21 protein-coding genes are annotated in these 21,160 nt (G+C 69.6%); 9 read left to right on the top strand and 12 right to left on the bottom strand.

What is annotated here, in order from left to right; all coding sequences use genetic code 11:
- Positions 1 to 183 precede the first annotated feature (183 nt).
- The 5 genes from AB0M48_RS34725 to AB0M48_RS34745 all read right to left on the bottom strand — a co-directional run bounded on the left by AB0M48_RS34725 (position 184) and on the right by AB0M48_RS34745 (position 3,585).
- Positions 184 to 1,485: a HAMP domain-containing sensor histidine kinase gene (locus tag AB0M48_RS34725; protein WP_363849925.1), complete on the bottom strand. Its 1,302-nt coding sequence runs from the start codon at positions 1,483 to 1,485 to the stop codon at positions 184 to 186.
- The gene (locus AB0M48_RS34730) at positions 1,482 to 2,153 is read right to left on the bottom strand and encodes a response regulator transcription factor (RefSeq protein ID WP_363849927.1); all 672 of its coding nucleotides are present in this window, start codon (positions 2,151 to 2,153) and stop codon (positions 1,482 to 1,484) included. Before AB0M48_RS34730 ends, AB0M48_RS34725 begins: the two co-directional genes overlap by 4 nt.
- A gap of 4 nt (positions 2,154 to 2,157) precedes the next feature.
- Complete coding sequence (locus AB0M48_RS34735; RefSeq protein ID WP_363849928.1) at positions 2,158 to 2,289, bottom strand: hypothetical protein; 132 nt, start codon at positions 2,287 to 2,289, stop codon at positions 2,158 to 2,160.
- On the bottom strand, positions 2,286 to 2,648 hold the full coding sequence (locus AB0M48_RS34740) for a hypothetical protein (protein WP_363849930.1): 363 nt from the start codon (positions 2,646 to 2,648) through the stop codon (positions 2,286 to 2,288). The genes AB0M48_RS34735 and AB0M48_RS34740 overlap by 4 nt, the downstream gene beginning before the upstream one ends.
- Positions 2,649 to 2,712: 64 nt before the next feature.
- A complete protein-coding gene (locus tag AB0M48_RS34745; RefSeq protein WP_363849932.1) occupies positions 2,713 to 3,585 on the bottom strand; it encodes a hypothetical protein in 873 nt (290 codons plus the stop codon).
- A gap of 155 nt (positions 3,586 to 3,740) precedes the next feature.
- Between AB0M48_RS34745 and AB0M48_RS34750 the strand changes: the two genes are divergently transcribed.
- Positions 3,741 to 3,980, top strand: a complete 240-nt coding sequence (locus AB0M48_RS34750) for a hypothetical protein (RefSeq protein ID WP_363849934.1) — start codon at positions 3,741 to 3,743, stop codon at positions 3,978 to 3,980.
- 40 nt (positions 3,981 to 4,020) lie between these two features.
- Here AB0M48_RS34750 and AB0M48_RS34755 read toward each other — a convergent pair whose 3' ends face one another.
- Positions 4,021 to 4,833 carry a hypothetical protein gene (locus AB0M48_RS34755; RefSeq protein ID WP_363849936.1) on the bottom strand — a complete coding sequence of 271 codons (813 nt, stop codon included), beginning with the start codon at positions 4,831 to 4,833 and terminating at the stop codon, positions 4,021 to 4,023.
- 206 nt (positions 4,834 to 5,039) lie between these two features.
- Between AB0M48_RS34755 and AB0M48_RS34760 the strand changes: the two genes are divergently transcribed.
- Positions 5,040 to 7,220 (top strand): LuxR C-terminal-related transcriptional regulator, encoded by a 2,181-nt coding sequence (locus AB0M48_RS34760; RefSeq protein ID WP_363849938.1) that lies wholly within the window; start codon positions 5,040 to 5,042, stop codon positions 7,218 to 7,220.
- Between the two features lie 55 nt (positions 7,221 to 7,275).
- On the opposite strand, the gene AB0M48_RS34765 is transcribed toward AB0M48_RS34760, so the two are convergent.
- Complete coding sequence (locus AB0M48_RS34765) at positions 7,276 to 8,343, bottom strand: LCP family protein (RefSeq protein WP_363849940.1); 1,068 nt, start codon at positions 8,341 to 8,343, stop codon at positions 7,276 to 7,278.
- A gap of 34 nt (positions 8,344 to 8,377) precedes the next feature.
- On the opposite strand from AB0M48_RS34765, the gene AB0M48_RS34770 reads away from it, so the two are divergent.
- From AB0M48_RS34770 to AB0M48_RS34795, 6 genes are all read left to right on the top strand, one after another.
- Positions 8,378 to 8,797, top strand: a complete 420-nt coding sequence (locus AB0M48_RS34770; protein WP_363849942.1) for a DUF6542 domain-containing protein — start codon at positions 8,378 to 8,380, stop codon at positions 8,795 to 8,797.
- Positions 8,798 to 8,879: 82 nt separating this feature from the next.
- Positions 8,880 to 10,805 carry a glycosyltransferase gene (locus tag AB0M48_RS34775; protein WP_363849944.1) on the top strand — a complete coding sequence of 642 codons (1,926 nt, stop codon included), beginning with the start codon at positions 8,880 to 8,882 and terminating at the stop codon, positions 10,803 to 10,805.
- A gap of 24 nt (positions 10,806 to 10,829) precedes the next feature.
- Positions 10,830 to 11,393 carry a TetR/AcrR family transcriptional regulator gene (locus tag AB0M48_RS34780; RefSeq protein ID WP_363849946.1) on the top strand — a complete coding sequence of 188 codons (564 nt, stop codon included), beginning with the start codon at positions 10,830 to 10,832 and terminating at the stop codon, positions 11,391 to 11,393.
- Positions 11,394 to 11,471: 78 nt separating this feature from the next.
- Entirely contained in the window at positions 11,472 to 12,665 is a 1,194-nt protein-coding gene (locus tag AB0M48_RS34785; protein ID WP_363849948.1) for a cytochrome P450, read from the top strand.
- Between the two features lies 1 nt (position 12,666).
- Positions 12,667 to 12,861, top strand: a complete 195-nt coding sequence (locus tag AB0M48_RS34790; RefSeq protein WP_363849950.1) for a ferredoxin — start codon at positions 12,667 to 12,669, stop codon at positions 12,859 to 12,861.
- 280 nt (positions 12,862 to 13,141) lie between these two features.
- Positions 13,142 to 14,101, top strand: a complete 960-nt coding sequence (locus AB0M48_RS34795) for a transcriptional regulator (RefSeq protein ID WP_363849951.1) — start codon at positions 13,142 to 13,144, stop codon at positions 14,099 to 14,101.
- Between the two features lie 117 nt (positions 14,102 to 14,218).
- Here AB0M48_RS34795 and AB0M48_RS34800 read toward each other — a convergent pair whose 3' ends face one another.
- Positions 14,219 to 14,371: a hypothetical protein gene (locus AB0M48_RS34800; RefSeq protein ID WP_363849953.1), complete on the bottom strand. Its 153-nt coding sequence runs from the start codon at positions 14,369 to 14,371 to the stop codon at positions 14,219 to 14,221.
- A gap of 72 nt (positions 14,372 to 14,443) precedes the next feature.
- Between AB0M48_RS34800 and AB0M48_RS34805 the strand changes: the two genes are divergently transcribed.
- Complete coding sequence (locus tag AB0M48_RS34805) at positions 14,444 to 17,371, top strand: BTAD domain-containing putative transcriptional regulator (RefSeq protein ID WP_363849955.1); 2,928 nt, start codon at positions 14,444 to 14,446, stop codon at positions 17,369 to 17,371.
- A 91-nt stretch (positions 17,372 to 17,462) separates the two neighbouring features.
- On the opposite strand, the gene AB0M48_RS34810 is transcribed toward AB0M48_RS34805, so the two are convergent.
- From AB0M48_RS34810 to AB0M48_RS34825, 4 genes are all read right to left on the bottom strand, one after another.
- The gene (locus tag AB0M48_RS34810) at positions 17,463 to 17,654 is read right to left on the bottom strand and encodes a ferredoxin (RefSeq protein ID WP_319984125.1); all 192 of its coding nucleotides are present in this window, start codon (positions 17,652 to 17,654) and stop codon (positions 17,463 to 17,465) included.
- Positions 17,651 to 18,859, bottom strand: coding sequence for a cytochrome P450 (locus AB0M48_RS34815; RefSeq protein ID WP_363849958.1), 1,209 nt, complete (start codon positions 18,857 to 18,859; stop codon positions 17,651 to 17,653). Before AB0M48_RS34815 ends, AB0M48_RS34810 begins: the two co-directional genes overlap by 4 nt.
- 31 nt (positions 18,860 to 18,890) lie before the next feature.
- Positions 18,891 to 20,432 (bottom strand): ABC-F family ATP-binding cassette domain-containing protein, encoded by a 1,542-nt coding sequence (locus AB0M48_RS34820; RefSeq protein WP_363849960.1) that lies wholly within the window; start codon positions 20,430 to 20,432, stop codon positions 18,891 to 18,893.
- Between the two features lie 125 nt (positions 20,433 to 20,557).
- A complete protein-coding gene (locus AB0M48_RS34825) occupies positions 20,558 to 21,094 on the bottom strand; it encodes a TetR family transcriptional regulator (RefSeq protein ID WP_363849962.1) in 537 nt (178 codons plus the stop codon).
- Between the last annotated feature and the right edge of the window lie 66 nt (positions 21,095 to 21,160).

The raw sequence follows: 21,160 nt of genomic DNA on the forward strand, positions 1-21,160 counted from the left end.
GCAGTGGCTCCACACCTACAATCACCACCGCGGTCACACCGCACTCAAAGGCCAACCACCCGCCAGCCGCGTTCCGAACCTCTCAGGGCAATACAGCTAGCTCAGGCTTCGGGGCGCAGCTGGAGCTGACGTGCATGTGGCTGGACACGATCTTGCAGTGTCTAGCCACCAGGGCAAGAACGGTCATGTTGCCGGCGGCCGCAGCGTCACCGTGAACGCCGCCCCACCCTCCGCCGCCGGACCCGCCACGATCGTCCCGCCCATCCGCGTCACCAGCCCGTGCACCAGCGCGAGCCCCACACCGGTTCCGACCGGCCGCGAGTCCTGGTACCGCGCGTGCAGCACCCCGCGGTCGAACGCCACGGGGTAGTCCTCGGGGGCCAGGCCGGGGCCGCCGTCCCGCACCTCCAGGACGGTGGACAGGGCGAGCACGACCGGGTGTCCCGCGGGTGTGACGCGCAGGGCGTTCTCCAGCAGGCCGTCGATGACCTGGCGCAGGCGGCGTGCGTCCGCCCACACCACCGGTGAAAACGAGACCTCCAGCGAGAAGTGCACTCCTCGGGCGTGGCAGCGGGCGTGCCACACCTCGGCGGCCGAGCGGACGACCGGTTCCAGGGAGATCACGGCCATGTCCAGGCGGAAGTCGTCGGCGCCCAGGCGGGCCAGGTCCAGTAGATCTGTGACCAGGCGGTCGAGGCGGCGGGACTCCTCCAGGATCACGGTGCCCACCGGGGCCACCTGGTCGCCGGAGACCACGCCGTCCGCGAGGGATTCGGCGAAGCCCGTGACCGCGGTCAGGGGTGTGCGCAGTTCGTGGGAGACGGAGAGGAGGAAGTCGCGTTGGCGGGACTCGCTGCGCTGCAACGCGTCGGCCAGGGAGTTCACCGCCTGGCTCACCTCGGCCAGTTCGTGGGTGCCGGAGACGGGGACTCTCAGGTCCCGGCGGCCCGCGCTCATCGAGTGGGCGACCGAGGCGACCCGGCGCAGCGGGCGGGACAGGAAGGAACCCAGGGCCAGGCCCGCCAGGCACGCCACGGCCAGGCCTATGCCCAGGGCGCCGAGGATGTTGCGCACCAGTTTGCGGTAGGTGCCGCTGGTCTCCGTCTCCTGGACCAGGGCGAAGCCGCCCGCCCCCGACGGACGGGCTTCCACGTTCAGGCGGCCGCTCACCCCGGACACCGGAGAGCCCGACAGCACCTCGCGGTAGTCGACGGCGCGCACCGCTCGGACGGCGGCCCGGTCGGCTCCGGTGACGTCGCCGGACGCGGTGATCCGGACGATCGCGATGTCCTGGCCCTCCAGGATCTGCTCGACGCGGTTGTTCGAGATCTGGCCCGCCACCACGTCGGCCTGGGAGCGCAGGAACTCGCGGCTCACCTGCTGCGAGGTCGAGAGCACCAGGCGAAGCGACACGAAGCCCGCCACGGTCACGGCCACGAACGCGACCCCGAGGCACAGCAACGCGATTCTGCTCGCGAGGTTCACGACGCGTCCGCCGAGTAGCCGACGCCGCGCACCGTCCGAATTGGACTGGAGGCGCCGAACTTGGCGCGTAGCTGGGCCACGTGGACGTCGACGGTTCGTGTGCCGGCCATGGACGAGTAGCCCCACACGGCCGAAAGGAGCTGCTCGCGCGAGAACACCTGCCGCGGGTTCTTCATCAGGTAGGAAAGCAGTCCGAACTCCGTTGTGGTCAAGGAGACTTCTGCATCACCGGCGAACGCGCGCCGTTCGCCGACGTCGAGCCGTGCGGAACCCACCTGCAGAACGTCCGACACTGTGCCGGACGAACGACGCAGCACCGTCCGGACGCGCAGGGCCAGCTCGCGCGGGCTGAAGGGCTTCGTGATGTAGTCGTCGGCGCCCAGTTCCAGCCCGAGCAGGCGGTCCACCTCGTCGTCTCGGGCCGTCACGAACAGCACCGGCGTCCAGTCACCGGCCGTGCGCATGGCCCGGCAGACCTCGATGCCGTTCAGCACGGGCAGGCCGACGTCCAGCACCACCGCGACGGGCGAGAGCGAGCGGACCGCGGCCAGTGCCGCGTCCCCGGAGGACTCCAGGTGCACGCCGAACCCGTCGCGCCGCAGGTACAGCGCCACCAGTTCGGCGATCGCCGGTTCGTCCTCCACGACGAGCACCAGGCCACGTTCCACGCGTTCACCCCGGCTGGTTGATGTCCGACTCGATGCTGTTCAGCGTTGATTCCACATCATCGAGGTCCGGTGCCGGCTCCTCGCCCCGGCACGCCGTCAGGGCGAACAGCAGGACGAGAGCGGCGGCCCACCTCACTTCGACCCGCAGTGCTGGGACTTGAACTCGGCGACGCGCTCGCCGGCCTTCGCCAGCTTCACGAGCTGCGCGTCCCGCAGCTTCAGCCGCGCGTCGAGCACGTCCGCGCGCGCCGTGTGGCCGGCCTTGCGGGCGTCCGCGGCCTTCTGCTCGATCCACTTCTTCGAGCCGAGCGTCTCCGGGCCGCCGTTGATCTTGTCGGTCAGCGCCTTGACCTTGGCCTCGACGCGCGGGACGCGGTTCGAGCAGATCTGCTGCACCTTCTCCGGGCTGATCGTGATCGGTTCCTGCGCCGACGCGGTCCCCGCGCCCAGCAGCAGCATTCCCGCCACGAGCCCACCGATTCGCGAAATGTTCATGGCACAGAACGATGACCGGTGATGGTCAGAACGACGTCCGCCGAATGTTCGGGTTCTGCAAAGATCAACGCAGGGCTATCCCGCGCACGGCCGCCGCCTGGGCCATCGGGCGCATCCGGTCCCACACCCGCTCCGACTTCAGCTCCTCCGCCGCGCGCACCGCCCGCATCCCCACGGCCTGGCCCTCGTCGAAGTCGCCGTCGAGGAAGTGGCACGTGGCCAGCGAGATCAGGCAGAACGTCCGGCTGCGCGCCATCCCCGGCCCGAAGTCCTCGATCGCCGTCCGCAACGCCGGGATCGCGGCACGGGTGTCACGGAGCTCGGTGTGGACCGTGCCGATCATCGCCGCGAGGTCGGTCTCGTCGTGGAACCGCGCCCAGTCGGGCACGTGCGTCAGGTCCGCGGCCGCGAAGGAATCCTGCGCCTTGCCCAACGCGCGCAACGCCTCGGCGGAACGGGCCTGGTGCGCGTACGCCCACGCCTCGTTCGCATACATGATGCTCGCCGCCAACGGAGCGAAAGCGCCTCTTTGGAAGTAAGCCAGCGCATCGCCCGGTGCGCCGTGATGCAGATGCACGCGCCCACGCCGGTAAACGATGTTGGTGATCAGGTCTTCGTCGTGACGAGCGAAATCCAGCGCACGGTCGAAGTGGTGGTACGCGGCCCCGACCTGGCCGCTGTCGAACGACGTCCACCCTGCGAGGTTGTGCAGGTCCGCGACCGCGGACAACAGGCGTGCCCGCACCGCTTCCGAGGCTTCGGCGGCCAGCAGCTGCTGCGCCCAGTAGATCCGCACCACGACCGCGTCGCGGCACGCGCCTCCGCCGTACTGGTAGTCCACGGCACGCAGCGAACGCGTCTGCGACTCCAACTGCTCCACGTCGCTCGCGCCGATGCGGCTGGAGTGCGGGGGAGGGAAGTACGCAGGATCTGCCATGAAGCACACCTCCTGCGCCGCCTTTTGAACCGAGCGTAGGACGCCCGGGTCCGGGTGAGAAGAGGCCCTGTGCCACGTGGAATTGTCCGAAAGTAGCGATTAAGCAGGTATTAATGCGGGTAGGCAGGACGAAGTCCGGAGAGCAGGCTTGGTTCATGAGGCGACGCACGCACCTGCGGCTGGTGACCTCCTCCGAGGTCGAGGACACGACGTTGACAGCGGTCCTCAGGGCCGAGGACCTGGCCGAGCAACTGGGCCTCGACCCCTGCTCACGGGTGACGTGCGCGCTGCATCGTTGCTGGCTGCACCAGTGTGTGGACTCGTCGGAGGCGGCCGCGGACCGCCAGGTCCTCAGGGCTTACCGCACGAGCGTCGCGGCAACGTACGCCCACTAAGACAGATAGTAGAACGGCCCCGCAGAACGACCCGGAAGCGTTAAGCCTGACGAGTGAAGACGGCGGTCTCCGGAAGGTAGCTCGGCGGACGCCGGCTGTCCTCCGGCACGTCGAGCAGGGCCCAGATGACGTGCCGCCCACCCCCGGCGGGCGTCTCGCCCATCGAGAAGTTGCAGACAGCGATGGACGCGACGTTGTGCCGCATGATGTGCCACTGCTTGAGGTCGAAGCGTGCGGTCGTGCGCACGGCGACGGACAACTTGTTCCCACGCATGCGAAGCAGCAGCGCGAGAGGGCTGTCGTCCTCGATGTGCGACACGAGCTCGACGGCCACCTGCGGCGCGACGTCGAGCATCGACTGGACGCCCCACCGCTCGCAGGCGCGTTCGGTGATCCGCTCGGCCACGTGCGGCAGGCAGCGGCACGTCGGCAGCGGTGCGTCCACCCGGTCCTCGTGCTTGAGCCGAACCACCGCGGCGACCGCTGCCGCGGTCGTCGAGTACATCGGGATGTGCCGGGGGAGTCCACGCGACTCCAGCGTGGAACGCAGCTGGTGGTCACCGACGACGATGCTCATCGAGATGCCCGGCCAGCGCGCTGCGGACAGCCACACGACGTCGAACAGCACGAGCAGTGCGGGAGACTCGGTGACGAGCTCGTCGAGTTCCACCACGACGCCGAAGAGCTCCTTGGTGGCGTGGTCGAGCAGCACGTCCTGCGCGCGCATGTACGTCGCCCAGTCGAGCCGTCCGCTGAACCGGACGACGAGCACGCCGTTCTGCTCCCGGACGTCGACCTCGAGGCTGCTCCCGGCCATGATCCCGTCCCCTCCCGCGGCCACGTCCTCACCCAAGCCTCCAAGACTGGCGTGGTGACCGCATGCGCCCTAGGGGGTAACTACCCGTGTTTCACCGTTGGTGCCTCCGGGGGACCGCATTGCAGCGGGAGATCGAGCAGACCTAGGGTGCCGCTGTGGGCAGTTCGCTTCACCCAGGCCGCAAAGGCAATTTGCCTGCTGACACAACTACTTTCGTCGGCCGCAAGCACGACGTCGGCGAAGTGAGGAGGCTGCTGTCCGAGTCCCGCCTCGTCACTCTCACGGGTGTCGGTGGCGTCGGCAAGACGCGGCTGGCGTTGCGCGCCGCCGCCGAGACCAGCAGAGCTTTCCGCGACGGCGTGTGGTTCGTCGACCTGGGCGGTGTCACCGACCCGGAACTGGTGGTGCACACGGTCCTGGAGCAGTTGGGCGTTCACGACGACACCGTCCGCATGCACCGCACCGTCCTGGTGGAACACCTGCGCGACCGGCAGTTGCTGATGGTCCTGGACAACTGCGAGCACGTCATCGGGCCGACGGCCGATCTCGTGGACGCGCTGCTGCGCGGGGTCCCCGGCCTGCGCGTGCTCGTCACCAGCCGTGAACGCCTGGGCATCGACGGCGAACACCTCTGGCAGGTCATGCCCCTGTCGCAGGATCCGGCTCTGGCGTTGTTCGCCGAACGGGCGGCCGCCGTCGACCCCGGATTCGTCCTCGACGCGCGCAACCACGAGAAGGTCAGCCAGATCTGCACGCTGCTCGGTGGCATCCCGCTGGCCATCGAACTGGCCGCGGTGCGCCTGCGCGTACTGGGTCTCGACCACTTGTCGTCCAGATTGGACAACACCTTCCGCGTGCTCGCGGACGCCAAGCGCGGCGGCGATCCGCGCCACCAGACCCTGCACGCCGCCGTGGACTGGAGCTTCCACCTGTGCACGCGGTCCGAGCAGATCCTGTGGGCGCGGGCGTCGGTGTTCACCGGCACGTTCGACCTGGAGGCCGCGGAACGGGTCTGCTCCGGCGACAGCGTCGCGCCGGAGGAGGTCATGCATTCGCTGATGGGCCTGGTCGACAAATCCGTCGTGGTGGCCGAGCAGCACCCGTCCGGCACCCGTTTCCGGCTGCTGGAGCCGTTGCGCCAGTACGGCCTGGGGAAGCTGCGTGCCGCCGGACGTGAACAGGTGATGCGCGAACGGCACCGCGACCACTACATCGAATGGGCCGAGCGCCGCGAGAAGGAGTGGTTCGGCCCCGCCCAGCCGCAGATCTTCGCGCTCACCCGCCTGGAGCAGGGGAACCTGCGGTCCGCCCTGGACTTCTGCTTCGAGCACGGCGGCGACCACTGCGTGCACCTGGCCAGCACCCTGTGGTTCTACTGGGCGGGCTGCGGCATGCTCGGGGAGGGCCGCCACTGGCTCGACCGCGCCGTCGCGAGCGCGAAACCGGGCCCGCTGCGGGCCAAGGCGCTGTGGGTCAACGGGTACGTCGCGACGCTGCAGGGCGACCTGTCCGCGTCGACGCGGATGCTGGACGAGTGCCGCGAGTACGCCGTCGAGTCCGGCGACGGGGCCGCGCTCGCCTACGCGACGCACCGCATCGCCTGCACGCACCTGGTCGGCGACGACCTCGACCTCGCCGACAGCGGGTTCCACGAGGCCATGCGCCTGTACCGGAACCAGGGCACGGTCAACAGCCACACCATGCTCGCCGGCATCGAACTCGCGATCGCGGCGACGTTCCGGCACGACTTCGCGTCCGCCGAACGGCTCTGCGTCGAGGCCAAGGCCGTCGGCGAGGAGCACGGCGAACTGTGGGCGCAGGCCTATGCGATCTGGGTGCTGGCGTTGTGCGCCTGGGTCAGCGGCGACCTCGTCCGCGCCGACCTGCTCGGCCGCGAGTGCCTGCGGATCAAGCGCTCGTTCCACGACCTGCTGGGCATCGTGCTCGCGCTCGAGGTGCTGGCCTGGATCTCCGCCTCGCAGGGCGACGCGGTGCGTGCGGCCACGCTGCTGGGCGCCACCAACGAGATCTGGCAGTCGGTGGGCTATCCCATGTTCGGATCGCGCCACTTCGGCGCCCCGCACGGCGAATGCGAGTCCGCGGCGGTCTCCCTGCTCGGCGAACAGGAGTTCCGGGCGATGTTCCGCAAGGGCATGGACCTCGAGCTGGAGGAGGCCATCGCGTTCGCGATCGGCGAGGAGCAGACCGAGGCCCCGGTGCCGGTCCTGGCCCTCACCCCGCTGACCCGGCGCGAGCAGCAGGTCGCCGACCTCATCGCCGGTGGCATGTCGAACAAGGAGATCGCGGCGAGGCTGGTGATCGCGCGGCGGACCGCGGAGGGGCACGTGGAGCGGATTCTTCAGAAGCTCGGCTTCACCTCACGCGCGCAGATCGCCACCTGGGTCACCGAACGCCGTGTCTAGCCGCACGCGGGGAGCTTTCGTGCGCTCAGACGGCACGAAAGGGCCCCGCGTGCGACTAGTCGATGCAGGGGATGCCGCCGTCGGGCGCCGGCGGTGGCGGGGCCTTGGCCAGTTCGGTCACCTTCGCCCGCACCTTGGCCTGGTCCACCCTGTTCACGTCGAGGCCGCCGAGGTGTGCGCCGCCCTCGATCGGCAGCGTGTCGAACCGCACCTCGGTGGGGATGTCGCGGGCGAACTCGACCAGGTCGAAGCCCGCGTCCAGCACGACGTCCTGCTTGGCCATGTCGATCATCGCCTGCACCGCGCCCACGTCCGCGCCCTTGAGGCGCTTGGCCACGGCGGACAGGAACGCCTGCTGCCGCCGGGTCCTGCCGATGTCGCCGTCGGGCAGCCCCTGCCGCTGCCGCACGAACGACAACGCCTGGCCCGCGTCGAGGTGCTGCGGCCCGGCCGGGAAGTCCGCACCGGACAACGGGTCCTTCGTCGCGTTGCGCAGGCACACGTCCACGCCACCGAGCCCTTCGGCAATGTGGAAGAACCCGATCAGAGAAATCTCCACCAGGTGGTCGATCGGCTGGTTGAGGAACGACGACACGGTCTGCACCTGGGCCCTGCGCCCGGCCTCCCGCCCGGCGCGTTCCAGTTCCCGCCTGTCGTGCGTCCCGGCCGCGCGCAGCCGGTCCTCCTCGGCGATCTTGGCCCGCCCGTAGGCCTCCTTGATCTTGCCCTCGCCGCCCGACGACAGCGGGACGAGGTTGTCGCGGGGCACGGACATCGCCACGGCGGGCCCGGAAACGGGGATGTGCAACAAGATCAGCGTGTTCGCGTTGTAGCCGCCGCGGTCGCTCTCGCCCGCCTGCATGCGCCGCAGCACGTCGTCCGGGAGCGGGTCGCCGTGCAGGTCCAGCCTGGTCGTCAGGCCCATGATCAGGATGTTGCGGCCGGACTCCGAGCGCGGTGCGTCGCCGGAGATCGCGTAGGACCGCTCGACCCCCGTCGAGATGGTGGACACGGTGGTCCAGGCGAACGCGGAGGCGGCGAGGACGACCGCGCTCAGGGCCGCCCACGCGGTGCGCGTGAGGACGAGGAAAGCCGTGCGGTGATAGCCACCACGTGGTTGCATGAGCAGGACACCCCCTGAACTATTCTAGGTGGTCATGGGGGTTCAACTGCCCACTCTGGCCGCGCTCGCGATGCTGGCGGTGTTCACGCAGACGGGGGTCTGGGTGGGCGGGGGCGACTTCGGCTGGGCCTTCGGCGTGTGGCTCGTGGGCGGCACGCTCGTGGTCTCGGCACTGGTTCGCCGGGTGGGTTTGTGGACGGTGGCACCGGCGCCACCTCTCGTGTTCGTCGTCGTCGCGGTGGGCAACGCGGCCTGGGAACGGCAGTCGAAGAGGTACGCGCCGTGGGGGAGCAGCAAGGAGTTCGTCGCTGACGCGGTCCCGTTGCTGGTGAACGGGTTTCCGTGGATGGCGGCGGCGGTCGGCGCGGCACTGCTGGTCGCGGTCGTCCGCATCGTCACCTGGGGGAAGAGGAAATGCAGGTCTTCGTCGATCGACACGGCGGTAGACGGGTAGCGGCGCGGCTCGTCAGCTGGACCGTCGCAAGTGGACTGATCGTGTTCGCCGCCGTGGTGGGCGGCACGCTGCTGGGAGTGTGGTGAGGCGCACACCGCGGTTGCACTGGATCTCCATCGTGCTGGGGCTGTTCGTGCTGATGTGCGTGGTGTCGTTCCACGCCTACGCCGCGATCAGGCCCGCGCCCGTGCCGGCCGCGGGCGGGCACCCGGACCTGCCGGACGGTGCGTTCGCGCTGGCGTTCCACGGCGGCCCGGACCCGAAGTGGACACCGCGGATGCTGGAGCGGCTGGACACCGCGGGCATCAAGGCGACCTTCTTCGTCACCGGCGCCCAGGTCACCCGGCATCCGGACCTCGCGCGCCGGATCGTCGCCGAGGGGCATCGGATCGGCATCGACGGGTTCCGCGCCGAAGGCGACCTCGGCACCCCGTTGAACCTCGCGTTCGCGCAGGCCGCGCTCGCCGACGCGCTGGGCGTCCGCACGCGACTGGTGGGCGCTCCGGCCGAGATCGACAGCGGCGACCGCGAGTTCCAGGACATCGGCACGCTGGTGCGGATGTCGTTGCGGGAGCCGGGAGGCGTCGTCCGGCTGCACGACAACGGCAGCATCGGCGGCGACATCGTCCGGGAACTGGCGAAACAGCACGGCCACCGGTTCGTGTTCGTCAGCGACGAGCCGCCGGTCGAGGCGTCCGCGCGCGAACGGTTCACCGGAGCGGTCACCGCGTGGTCGCAGCGCAACGGCGGCATCGTGCTCGTGCTGTTCGGCACGGCCATCGCGATCGCCGCCCTGCTCGGCCTGCTGCGCACCCTGATGCAGCTGGGTCTCGCGCACACCGACCGCCGGCTCAGGCGCGAGAGCGAGCCACCGCCGTGGTTCGCGCCGCCGGTCTCGGTGGTCGTGCCCGCGTACAACGAGGCGCTGAACATCGCCGCCACGGTCAGGTCCATCGCCGGCAACAACCACGTCGCCGACGTCGAGATCATCGTCGTGGACGACGGCTCGACCGACGGCACCGCCGACATCGCCGAGGCGCTGGACCTGCCCGGCGTCACCGTGATCCGGCAGACCAACCAGGGCAAGCCGGCGGCGTTGAACGCGGGCGTCCGCGAGGCGTCGCACGACGTGCTGGTGCTGGTGGACGGCGACACGATCTTCGAACCGGACACGATCGGCCAGCTCGTGCAGCCGTTCGCGGACAACGGGGTCGGCGCGGTCTCCGGCAACGCCAAGGTCGGCAACCGGCAGGGCCTGCTCGGGCGCTGGCAGCACCTGGAGTACTGCGCGGGCTCCAACCTGGACCGGCAGATCCTGCACGCGCTGCGCTGCATCCCGACGGTGCCGGGCGCGGTAGGGGCGTTCCGCAGGGCCGCGCTCACCGACGTAGGCGGCGTCAGCGACGACACGCTGGCCGAGGACACCGACCTCACGATGGCCGTCACGCGCGCGGGCTGGCGGGTCGCCTACCGCCCGGAGGCCAAGGCGTGGACAGAGGCACCGGCCAGCCTCCACGGCCTGTTCCGCCAGCGGTATCGCTGGTCGTACGGCACTTTTCAGGCGATGTGGAAGCACCGCGGCGCGTTGGTGGAGAAGGGGCCGATGGGCCGGTTCGGGCTCCTCTACCTGTTGGCGTTCCACCTGCTGCTGCCGGTTCTCGCACCGGTGATGGACCTCTTCGTGCTGTACGGGTTCTTCGTCGCGGACGCGCCGCTCGGACTGGTCGTGTGGACGGTGTTCCTGCTGATGCAGACGGCGAGCGCGGGCTACGCGCTGCGGCTCGACGGCGAGTCGCTCCGGCCGTTGTGGGCCTATCCGTTGCAGCAGCTGGTCTATCGGCAGCTGGTGTACGTCGTGGTCATCCAGTCGTTGATCACGGCGTTGCACGGCACGCAGCTGCGCTGGATGTCGGTGCGACGCACAGGTCGGCTCATGGACGCGCCCGGCGGTACGGTGTCTTCGGCCGCTGCTCCGCAGACGGCGGCGAACTCGCGTCGGCTCCGTTAGGCGACGTGCACCGGGAGGGCTTGGTTGGGCCGCACGCCTTTGGACGCGCCGGAGCGTCAGCAGGAGGTCTTCGCCGCCGTGCTCGGTGTGCTGGCCGAGGTCGGCTACGCGCGGTTCAACATGGACCTCGTCGCCGGCCGGGCGCGCGCCAGCAAGGCGAGCCTCTACCAGCGCTGGCCGTCCAAAGCGCTGCTGATCACGGACGCCCTGAAGGCGAACCTGCCCGAACTGTCCCAGCCGGACGAGGGCACGTTCGCCGAGGACGTCCGCCAGATCCTGCTGGCGTGGGGCGAGCCGATGCCGTTCGACACGGCCGGGATCTTCCTCGGGCTGCTCGAAGGCAGCCGCCAGGACGCCGACCTCGCGTGCCTGCGCGAGGAGCACGTCGACCGCGCCTACACGGAGCACCTGCGGGTCGCCGTGGACCGGGCGAAGGCGCGCGGCGAACTGCCGGAGCGCCTCGACGCCGACGTCCTCATCACCGCTCTGATCTCGACCTTCGTGCTCAGGTCCGAGGAGCAGGGCGTGATCGAGGGGATCGTCGACGGCCTGTTGAGACCGCTCATCGGGACCTTTAGGGCCAAATAACTCGTCAAAGAGTAGTTTCTTCGCTACGTTCGGTCATGGAATCAAAAGAACAGTTCTGTTCTGTTGAGGGGAACCCCCGTGACTGAAGCCGCTGTCTGCCCGGTCCACCACGAACGTGACCACCCGCTCCACCCACCGGTCGGCTTCGCCGAGGCCGTCAGCGACGGGCCGGTCAAGATGATCTGGCCCAACGGTGTCGAGGCCTGGATGGTGTCCAGCTACGCCGGTGTCCGGCAGGTGCTCTCCGATCCGCGGTTCAGCACCCGCAAGGGCGGTCAGCCGGAGATGCGCACCGACGACGGCGAGGAGGTGCTCGACCCCGACCAGCCCGGCAACATCAACGGCATCGACGGCGCCGAGCACATGCGGTTGCGCCGTCCTCTCTCGCGCGGCTTCATGGTCAAGCGCATGAACGAACTGCGTCCGCGCATCCAGCAGATCGTCGACGAGCACCTCGACGTGATGGAGGCCAAGGGCGCTCCCGCGGACCTGGTCACCTCGCTGTGCCTGCCGCTGCCGTCGCTGGTGATCGCCGAGCTGCTGGGCGTGCCGCCGGAGCACCAGGAGCTGTTCCAGGCCACGGCCGGCGACCTCTTCGGCAAGAACGGCTCGAAGGACGAGTACCTCGCGCACGCGACCAAGCTCGCGGAGGTGCTCACGCCGATCGTCGGGGCGAAGAGGGCCGCGGGCACGAACGACGACATGATCGGCCTGATGGCCAACGACACCGATTTCAGCATGGAAGAGCTGATCTTCCTCTGCATCGGGCTGCTCGCCGCCGGGCACGAGACCACGTCGAACTTCCTCGGCCTCTTCACGTTGCACCTGTTCGAGAAGCCCGACCAGCTGGAGATCCTGCGGCGCGACCCGAGTCGTGCGGACGTCGTGGTCGAGGAGCTGATGCGGTACACGGTCGGCCAGCTCGGCGGGCCCGGGCTCACCCGCGGGGCGACCGAGGACGTCGAGGTCGACGGTGTGCTGATCAAGGCGGGGGACTGGGTGAGCGTGTCGCTCATGGCGAACCTCGACGAGGCGCTCTGCCCGCGTGCCGAGGAGCTGGACCTGGAGCGCGACGCCGTGTCGCACCTGGGCTTCGGGTTCGGGCCGCACCAGTGCCTCGGCGCGAACCTGGCCCGTGCGGAGCTGCAGATCGGCCTGCGGACGCTCTTCGAGCGGTTCCCGAACCTGCGGCCCGCCGTGCCCGTCACGGAGATGAACTACCGCAACGACATGATCACCTACGGCGCCGCCGAGATCCCGGTGGTGTGGTGACATGACCGTCCGGATAGACCAGACGAGGTGCATCGGATCGGGCCAGTGCGTGCTCGCCGCACCGGACGTGTTCGACCAGTCGGACGAAGACGGGCTCGGCATCGTGCTGGTCGCCGAACCCCCGGCCGGCCTGCTGCCGGGCGTTCGTGACGCGGTGGACAGGTGCCCCGCTCAGGTGGTGACCCTGGAAGAGTGACCTGATCGGCCGTTCCGGTGAGGAGTCGTCACGGCGCATGGATTCAGTTCCCGTGCGCCGACACCTCGTTGGCCCCTTTCCGTTCACCACGACCGTCCGAGATCGTAGGCGCGACCACCACGGCGTTGTGGCGGTCGCGTCGGCATGCCCCCACGAGAGTCGAAAGACCCTTCACGACCAGGCTTGACAGCGGGATGGTGGCAGCGGCGCGGTGAGTACCGGCGGTGTGTAACGGGTATCTCCACGAGAGGTGCGCGGCGCACGTCAGGAGGGCCAATCCATGTTCAACGGCGATGCGTTTCCAGGCCGCGTGGACAAGACCGACGTGCGGCATGTCGAAACTCTGACGAGTGCGCTGAGGGCACTCGACCACGAATACGGCGGCGGTTCCTGCCGGGACGCCTGCGTCGCGTTGCTGAACTGGGCGAACCCGCTGATCGACACCAGCTCGTCCGGACAGGTGCTGCACCGGCTCCAGGTGGCCATCGCGGACCTGCACAACCTGGCCGGCTGGGCGTCGTTCGACATGGGCCTGCTCGAATCGGCGCACCTGCACTTCGGCCGTGCGATGTGTCTCGCACGCGAGTCGGGCAACAGCGCGCTGGAAGCGAACATCCACTACCGGATGGGCCGCGTGCACCTGCACTACGAGCTGGCGGAAGACGCTTTGTCGTCGTTCCAACGGGGTCTGCCCATCGCGCAGGCCAGCGGGTCCACGCTGGCCGTGTCGATCCTGCACGCCAACGAGGCGTGGGCGCTCGCGAAGATGGGGGCGGAAAGGCAGGCGCTGCGCCAGTTCGCGCGCGCCGAGGACGAGTTCCACCGGTCCGTGGCCGAGGACGCACCGCCGTGGGCGCGGTTCTTCGACCTGGCCGACCTGGTGTCGATCGGCGGCATGGTGCACACCGAACTCGCGCGCACCTGCGACGTGAAGTACGCCCGGTCGGCGATCCCGCTGCTCACCAGGGCGATCTCCTCGGACGGGGCGGAGGCGTCGCGCAGCCAGTCGTTCCGGCTGGCCGCGCTCGCGATGAACTACCTCGTGCAGAACGAGACCGAACAGGCGCGGGAGATCGGGGAACAGGCGATCGCGCTCTCCGGTCCCATCCGCTCGGCCCGCACACGGGATCGCATGAGGCCGTTGAAGCAGGAGGCGGAACGGTTGCGGGGCAACGAGGCCGCGGACGATCTGGCGTCGAGCCTGGGGAAGTTCATGACCGCGTCGCGCGGCGCGGCCTGAGCCGGGAGGCGTCACCGGGACCCGAGGAGAGGTTTGGGCTTCGGGCCCCGGTGACACCGTCTGGAGAGGAGCGACGCCCCGCTGGGGGGCCAAGACGCCGCTCCAGTCTGGTGGGCCTCAGCAGCGGATGCCGGTGCGGGCCCGGTGGGTCGACGCGCCGGAGTTCCGCTCCACACAGGCCGACGTGCGGGCGTTCAGAGTGGTGGTGCCACCGGGAGTCACCACTCCCGACAACAACGCCGCGGCGGCGGCGGAGGTTGTCCTGCTCATGGGCGAGAAGCATCACGTGACCCGCTGACATTTCGCTGACACCTAGGGTTACCGGCTGGTTAGGATCGGCTCATGCAACGGCGGTGGGGGTTCAGGGTTCTCGGATCGTTGCAGGTCATCGACTCAGGCCGGGTCGTGGAGCTGCGCTCGGCCAAGCAGCGTGTCCTGCTCGCCGCATTGCTGATGAAGGCGAACGCGCCGGTGTCGTCCTACGAGCTGATGGAACACCTCTGGGGCGAAGAGCCGTCCGGTTCGGCGCGCGCGACTCTGCAGACGTACGTCATGCGGTTGAGACAGTCGCTGGACGACCTGGCCGACCGCAAACTCGTCCGCACGTGGCCCACCGGCTACTCGATCCACGTCGAGGACGACCAGCTCGACCTGCTGACGTTCCAGCGGCTGCGCGCCGAGGCCCGCCGCGCGCCCGACCTGGAGACCGAGGCCCGCCTGCTCGGTGACGCCGCGGCGTTGTGGCGCGGCCCGGCCCTGGACCAGGTGTCGTCGCTGCGGATGGAGCAGACCGACGTGCAGCGGCTCAACGAGCAGCGCTGGGAGGTGCTGGAACGCCGCAACGACGCCGAGCTGCAGCTGGGCCGGCACGACCAGATCGTCGACGAACTGCGCTCGCTCGTCGCGGAACACCCGCTGCGCGAACGCTTCTGGTACCAGCTGATGCTCGCCCTGCACCGCACCGGCCAGCAGGCGCAGGCGCTCGACGTCTACCGGCGGGCGAGCGACGTGCTCGCCGACGAGCTCGGCATCGACCCGAACGCCGAACTGCGCGCGCTGCACATGGAGGTGCTGGCGGGTTCCTCCGCGCCGGTCGCCGTCCAGTCCGGACCCTCGTGGCTGCCGCCCGCGGTCGGCGACTTCTCCGGGCGGTCCGACGAGGTGGCCCGCCTGACGGCCGGGTTGCGCGCCGGCGGCACGTGGACGATCACCGGGCCTGGTGGCGTCGGCAAGACCTCGCTGGCCGTGCACTGCGCCCACGCCGTCCGGGACACGTTCCCGGACGGGCAGCTGTACCTGAACCTGCGCGGCGGTGAGCAGAAGCCCGTCGAACCCGCCGCGGCGCTGGACCGGTTGCTGCGCGGGCTCGGTGTCTCCGGTGGCGCGATCCCGTCGTCCGTGGAGGACCGGGTCGACCTGTACCGGGACCTGTTGTCGGACCGGCGGATCCTGGTCGTGCTCGACAACGCCGTGAACGAGGCCCAGGTGCGTCCGTTGCTGCCGGGCACCACCTCCGGCGCCGCGCTGGTGACATCCCGGGCCGCGCTGGCCGGTCTGGAGGCCGCCCACGTCGTGCCGTTGGACGTGCTGCCCTCCAGCGATGCGCTGGCGTTGCTGCGGGCCGCCGTCGGCGAGGCTCGCTGCGCCGCCGAACCCGTTGCGGCGCGGGAGATCGTGAACTACTGCGGCAAGCTGCCGCTGGCGTTGCGGGTGGCGGCGGCCCGGCTGGTGGCGCGCCCGCACTGGCAGCTCGCGAAACTCGCCGGCCGGTTGTCCGACGAACGCCGCCGGTTCGACGAGTTGTCGCTGGGCGATCTCGACGTGCGGGCCTCGCTCGCGCTGTCCTACGACGGCCTGGGCGAGTCGCACCGGACCGCGTTCCGCCTGCTGTCGCTGGTCGACACACCGGACTTCCCCGCCTGGGTGGCGTCCCCGTTGCTGGGGCTGGACCTCGACGACGCGGAGGACCACGTCGAGGCGCTGGTCGACGCCCGGCTGGTCGACTACGCGGGGCGCGATGCGGTGGGGCAGGTGCGTTATCGGCTGCACGACCTGTTGCGCGCCTTCGGCCGTGAGGCCGCCTCCGAAGACCCGGCTGTGGCGTTGAAGGCGTTGTTCGAGCAATGGCTCGATCTCGCGATGCGGGCCGACGTGGAGCTGCCGCACCAGGGCGTCCGGCTGGAACCCCTTGCGCTGGAACGGTTCGACCTCGGCGATCCGGCCGACTGGTTCGACGCGGAGTGGCTGAACCTCCACGCCGTGATCACCCAGGCAGCGGCGCTGGGCCTCGGGTCGCTGGCCGCCGAGCTGGCGATCCGGTCGGCCGCGTTCTGCGACCTGCGGGCCCGGTTCGACGACTGGGAGCAGATCAACGCGCTGGGGCTCTCCTGCGCGCCCGCGGCGCGGCGGCCGATGCTGTTCCAGCAGCGCGGGATCCTGCGGGCCCGGTTGCACGACTACGCCTCGGCCTCCGCCGACTTCCAGGCCGCGCAGGAAGGGTTCGCCGCCGCCGGTGACGTGTGGGGCGAGGCCTACGCCTGGTACGGCATGGGGTGGATGCACGAGTGGAGCGGCCGGTCCGCCGAGGCCCGTGAGGCTCATCGCGAGGCCATGACCCGGTTCGTCGCCTCCAGCAACCCGCACGGTGAGATCGAGGTGCTGTGCTCGCTGGGCGCCATCGAACGCCGGGCCGGCGGGCTCGCCGCCGCCCAGGAGTACCTGGAACGCGCCCGGCGGGTCGCCGGGCAGCTGGGGGACGACCAGAGCGAGCTGATGGCGACGCTGGAACTGGGGCGGTTGCACCAGTTCACGGGTGAACTGGCCGAGTCCGCCGCGTTCCTGCGGTCCTCGCTGGCCGCCGCGCAGAAGCTCGGCGATCCGGACCTGGCGGCCAACATCCGGTTGTTCCTGGCGGACACGCTGGTGCGGTCGGGCCAGAACTCCCTGGCCGAGGAGCAGCTGCGGCAGGCCTGGGAGTTCTTCGAGGAGCACGACGACCGGCAGGGCCGGATCTGGGTGTGGCGCCTGAGGTCCGGGCTGGCCTCGTCCGCCGAGGAGGCGCTGAGCCTGGCCTCGCTGGCCGTGGAGCAGGCTCGGAAGATGGGATCACCGCCGGAGCTCGGGCGGTCGTTGAGGGTGATGGGCAACGCCCTGGAGCGGTCCGGCCGGGGCGAGGAGGCCCGGGACTACTGGCAGCTGGCCGAGGAAACGCTGACGGCGGCCGGGTTCCAGGCGGAGGTCGACGAACTACGCCTCGCGACGTCCCAGTAGTGCCTCGCGACGTTGATGAGGGGAGCTTTCCCAAACCTGAGGTTGATGAAAGCTCCCCTCATCAACCTCAGGTTTGGCCCTGTTCGGCGGATCAGCTGATCGTGATCGCGCCCGCCGGGCAGAGGCTCGCCGCTTCCTTCGCGGTGGCCTCGTGCCCGGCGTCCGGGTGTTCGGTGAGGAGGACGACCGTGCCGTCCTCGTCGTTCTGGTCGAACAGGTCCGGGTCGGTCAGAACGCACATTCCCGAACCGCAGCACTTCGTCTGGTCGACGGAAATCTTCATGCCGACCACGCTACTGGCAGCGAGTGGACCCCGTAGATCCCCATGTCGGTGCGCAGCGGCACCTCCTCGGGGTCGACGTCGAGGCGGAGGTCCGGGAACTCCCGGAACAGCTTGGAGAACCCGATCCTCATCTCGATGCGGGCCAGCTGCTGACCCAGGCACTGGTGGATGCCGTGCCCGAACGCCACGTGCCCGCCGGCCGGGCGGCGCAGGTCCAGTTCATCGGGGTTGCCGGGGAACTTCTCCGGGTCGCGGTTGGCCGCCGGCACGTGCATCAGCACGGTGTCGCCGGCCTTGATGAGGTGGCCCTCGATCTCCACGTCCTCGGTGGCGGTGCGCACCGGTCCGAAGTGGATGATCGACAGGTAGCGCATCAGCTCCTCGACGGCGTTGTCGACGACCTCCGGTTCGTCGCGCAGGATCTTGAGCTGGTCCGGGTGCTGCAGCAGCGTGAACGTGCCGAGGCCCAGCATGTTCGCCGTGGTCTCGTGGCCCGCCAGCAGGAGCAACAACGCCATGTTCGACGCTTCCTCGTCGGTCGGCTCCCCGGTGGCGAGCAGATCGCTGATCATGTCGTCGCCCGGGTCCGCCTTCTTGCGGACGATCAGCTCGCGCATGAACTCCTGGATGCGCTTCATGGCCGCCATGGCCTCTTCGAACGTCGAGTCCAGGCTCAGCAGCTTCGTCGTGTCGTCCTGGAACCTGTGCCTCTCGTCGTAGTCGACGCCGAGCAGCGCGCAGATCACCAGTGACGGCACCGGCAGTGCGAACTCCTTCACGAGGTCCGCCTTGCCGCCCAGCGACCGCAGGTGCTCGAGCTGGTCGTCGACGATCGTGCCGATCCACTCGGACAGGTGGTTCATCCGCCGGACCGTGAACTGGCCCTGCAGCATCTTGCGCAACCGGGTGTGGTCCGGCGGGTCCTGGCTCAGGAACATGCCGGGTTCGACCTTGCGCCTTTCCGGCGGCGCCTCCCCCTGGAACCTGACGTCCAGCATGTGGTGCTTGCCGGGGTCGTTGGTGAACTTCGGACTCCCCAGGATCTCGCGGATCTGGTGATGACCGGTGACGAGCCAGCCGAGGTGACCGTCGGCGAACTTCAGCCTGCTGATGCGGGCCTGCTCGCGGATCCGGGTCACCTCGGCGGGCGGGTCGAACGGGGTCTGGCGCGTGATCGGCAGTTCGTCGGAGATCACTTCGGTCATCTCGCACACCTCCCAGTGCTCGGCAGAGGACCTATTTCGAAGCTACAGAACCTTCATTACTTCGTGAAGGTGAATCGAGGGTCACGGACCGCCACGAGCCGAGATCTGTCCGCATCTGCCGGTCGTGGGTCGCGACGGCCACGGCGGCTCTGGTCTGGTGCAGGGCCTCGGTCAGTTCGTCGACCAGGGCGATCGACAGGTGGTTGGTCGGTTCGTCGAGCAGCAGGACGTGGGGCGAGCCGTTCAGCAGGATCGCCAGCTCCAGGCGCCTGCGCTGTCCAGTGGACAGGCGGCTGACCGGGCGCACCAGGTCTTTCCCTCTCAGCAGACCGATGTCCTCCACGCGCGAACAGAGCTCGACCGCGGTGGCGTCCTCGTTCTCGAACGCGGACTCCTGCGCCAGGAGGGCGACTCGGCCGGCGTGGTGCACCGTGCCGCGGGCAGGCGTGACGCGGCCGGCGAGCACGCCGAGCAACGTCGACTTGCCCGCCCCGTTCGGGCCGGTGATCAGCAGCTTCTCGCCCGCGCTGAGCGAGATCGGCTCGGCGAGGTGCAGCCTTCCCGGCACTTCGAGCGGGGTGGCGTGCAGCAGGTCGCCGCTCGCCTCCAGCTCCGGCGGCGTGAAGCGCAACGGGGGCGGGGGAGCACCGACGCGCTGGTCGCCGAGCTCTTCGAGCCTGCGGGCGACGTTGCGCATCTTGTTCGCCGCACGAGTCGTGCGCTGGTGCTTGCCGGTGCCCTTCGGAGGTCGCCAGCCGTCCCTCAGGCGGGACTGGGCGCTTTCGACCTTCGCGACCAGCTCGTCGTGCTCGGCCGCCTCCTGGGCGAACCGCTGCTCCCACCGTTGCCGCTCGGCGCGTTTGGCCTCCTTGAACGTCCGGTAGCCGCCGCCGTGCAGGTGCACCTCGCCGTCCGGTGCCGGGTCGAGGTCGAGCAACTGGGTGCAGACCTCGTCCAGCAACGTGCGGTCGTGGCTCACGAGCACCACGACGCCGTGGTGCTGCTGCAGGCGTTCGGTCAGGAACGCCAGCGCGCCGGCGTCGAGGTGGTTCGTCGGTTCGTCCAGCAGCAGGACGTCGGCGCGTTCGGCGAGCAGGCACGCGAGCCGGACACGGTAGCGCTGCCCCACGCTGAGCCGTGCGAGTGGTGTCGCCCGGTCGTGGTCGGCGTCGAGGGCCTTCAGCGCGATCTCGGCACGGCGCTCGGCGTCCCAGGCCTCGACGTCCTCGGCGTGGGCCAGCGCTTTCTCGTAGCGCTGCTCGTCGAACGGCGCCGCCGCACAGTCCAGTTCGGACAGTGCCTCGCGGCTTTCGCGCAGCGCTTCGGACAGCAGGTCCCCCACCGTTTCGCCCTCGTGGAAGGGCATTTCCTGTTGCACGAGGCTCAACGAACCGTGGCGGGTGACGGTTCCCTGGTCCGGCACCAGGTCTTCGGCGAGCAGGCGGAGCAGCGTGGTCTTGCCGCGGCCGTTCTCGCCGATGATGCCGAGGCGCTGGCCGGCGGAGACCTTCAGGGAGATGCCGTCGACGACGGGCCCGGCCTCATAGCCCTTGGTGAGATCTTGGGTCGTCAAATGAACATGCGAACGCACGGGGATCCTCTTCTGGGTACGCGAAATCAGGACGTGTTGCGCGGTGGCACACGTCCGTGATCAGAGGTAGAAGACCCCGTACCCGAATCCCATGAAACCCACGGTACTTACGGTCGCAACGCTTTTTCCACGGCCGCCTTCAGGTCCCGCACGCTCTCCTCGGTGCCCGGTGCGGGCCCGACCGTGCTGCCGGCGCCGACGAGCCGGTAGAAGAGCAGGCCCTCCAGGAACGCCGTGAAGTGCGCGCCCGCCCGTTCGGGATCCTCGTGGCCCAGCATCTTCGCGATCGCGGTGGCCTGCTCGCGCGGGGAGTGGACCATGATCGACTTCAGCTCGGGGTGGTGCGTGGCCTCCAGCATCGCCGCGTACCTCGCGAGCGTCCTGTTCCGCTCGACGAGCCAGCTGTCGAGAGTCCTCGCGATGCTGCCCGCGACGTCGTCCGGATCAGGTGCGATGTCCCGCTGTTCCTGGTTCGCCAGCCGCTCGACGAACCCCTCGATCAACGCCTTGCGCGTGCGGAAGTACGCGCTGGTGGAGCCCTCCGGCAGGCCGGCGAGGCGGTCGACCGCGCGGTGGGTGAGCCCGCGCATGCCCTGCTCGGCGACGAGCTGGATCGCGGCGTCGGTGATGAGGTCTCTGCGCACTGTGGTCCCAATCTCTCTCTACAGCTGTAGTCTACGGCTGTAGAGTCCTCTACATCTGTAGAGGAG

Source organism: Lentzea sp. NPDC051208 (genome assembly GCF_040682435.1).
Taxonomy (GTDB): domain Bacteria; phylum Actinomycetota; class Actinomycetes; order Mycobacteriales; family Pseudonocardiaceae; genus Lentzea; species Lentzea kristufekii.